The sequence below is a fragment of the Streptomyces sp. NPDC002130 genome (assembly GCF_040296465.1).
Classification (GTDB): Bacteria; Actinomycetota; Actinomycetes; order Streptomycetales; family Streptomycetaceae; genus Streptomyces.
Genome location: NZ_JBEOXI010000712.1, coordinates 1 through 1,639, shown reverse-complemented (window position 1 = coordinate 1,639; position 1,639 = coordinate 1). Strand labels below are relative to the sequence as shown.

The following is a 1,639-nucleotide window of genomic DNA, read 5'->3' as shown; positions in this document are numbered from 1 at the left end:
TCCTCGGCCCAGGCGGCGAGTGCCGCGCTCAGCCGGGGGTCGGCGGAGCCGTCGTCGTCGGAGAAACCGGAGTCCGGGACCCTCAGCTGCGCGCTGGACCTACTCGGGACAGGAAGCACGGATGGTGAGGCAGATGGTGATCGGTGCCCCGGTCCAGACACCATGGCCCGGGACCCAGACGCGGTCTCGCGGTGGTGATGGTGGTGAGTGACTACGGCTCGGTAATCGGCTGGGCGGCGCTCAGCGTGAGTGGTTTGCTCATCGGCGCAATGCTCGGCATGTCCGGCCGGTTCGGTCACGGAACGATAGCTAGAGTCACTGCCTTGGGAGCGGGGTTAATACTGGCGGCCGCTGCAGTGGAGCTCGCCGCAGAGGCCGTTGCAACCCACCCCTGGAGTGGAGTCACGGCTCTCTTGGGCGGCGCAGCAACCTTCAGCGCCATCAACGCATGGTTGGCCACGCGCGGAGCCCGCGACCGCAAGCGCTGCGGAGAATGCCTAACGAAATTGAAGACCACTGCGACGGTGGGCCCCGCCACTGGCGCGCCCATCGCCATCGGGACCGCTCTCGACGCCGTGCCCGAGGCATTAGTACTCGGTGTGACACTACACAGCAGGGGCGTGGAACTCGCGCTGATCGCAGCCATTGCCATCGGCAATCTGCCCGAGGCGATGTCGGCTTCGAATGGGATGTCGAGAGCCGGTCGGTCTCGACATTGGATCCTCGCGCTGTGGAGTAGCGTCGCCGTTGCCACCATCTGTCTAACCGCCGCCGGATACGCTGCGTCATCGCTGCTCACAGACGACGCTGTCCTCCTTCTGCAAGCATTTGGAGCTGGAACACTACTGTCCTTGGTTGCGGAGACCATGCTGCCCGAGGCCGCCGAGAACAACCCCAAGTTCGGCGGGCTGATCGCAGCTGCGGGATTCGGTCTGCTGCTGTTGATCTCGGGCTTGGGGTGAGCACACAAAGGGGCATCTCACCGATAGATCCTGCTCGAAATCTCCCCACTCCCCTGGTTCTGGTGACGCTGCGGCCTTCCAGCGGTCCTTCAACCGGTGCAGCGACCAGTCGCAGATCCACATCTCTTGCATCGTGCGCCGTTGATTGCAAACCCCTGTCCATACTGCCGAGTCTCCCAGCGGTGGTTTCGGATGTGCATGGGGGCACATTGCACCAAGTCGGTGTTCTAGAGAACGGATTCAATCCAGTTGTCTTTCGATCATTGTGTTCGGCCGGACCCTCGTTCATCCCGGTTGCTCGACATTCTCTCGAAGCACTGGGGTCCTCGTGTGTGTTGCCGAGCAATGCCAATGCAATCCGCGCTATCGACCAGGCGTTCTGCTTCGGACACTGATTCCCGACCGCCGTTCTTTCTCCTTTCGTCATGCGACCACGATCTAATTGCCGAACTGCGCCTTGAGCTTTCGATGAGTGCAGTCTGCGGCACTATCTCGTGTCGACGACAACCAACCCGTGAGGTAAGTGCATTGAACCGATTCGAGGCCAGAAATCCCATCGCCGCTGTTTCCTCGAAGGCCACGGCAGGCGGCATGTCTGCCCCATTTAACTCTGCCCTGCTTGATGCGCTGAAACAGCGCGTTGTCATCGGCGACGGAGCGATGGGCACCATGATGCA

1 protein-coding gene and 1 pseudogene are annotated in these 1,639 nt (G+C 61.9%); one reads left to right on the top strand and one right to left on the bottom strand.

The features are described 5' to 3' along the window. Window positions 1–119 (bottom strand): annotated as a pseudogene (locus ABT116_RS51170) (SseB family protein); the annotation flags it as partial. 84 nt (window positions 120–203) lie between these two features. Between ABT116_RS51170 and ABT116_RS44730 the strand changes: the two are divergent. Continuing rightward, window positions 204–962, top strand: coding sequence for a ZIP family metal transporter (locus ABT116_RS44730; protein ID WP_003941070.1), 759 nt, complete (start codon window positions 204–206; stop codon window positions 960–962). The last annotated feature ends 677 nt before the right edge of the window (window positions 963–1,639 follow it).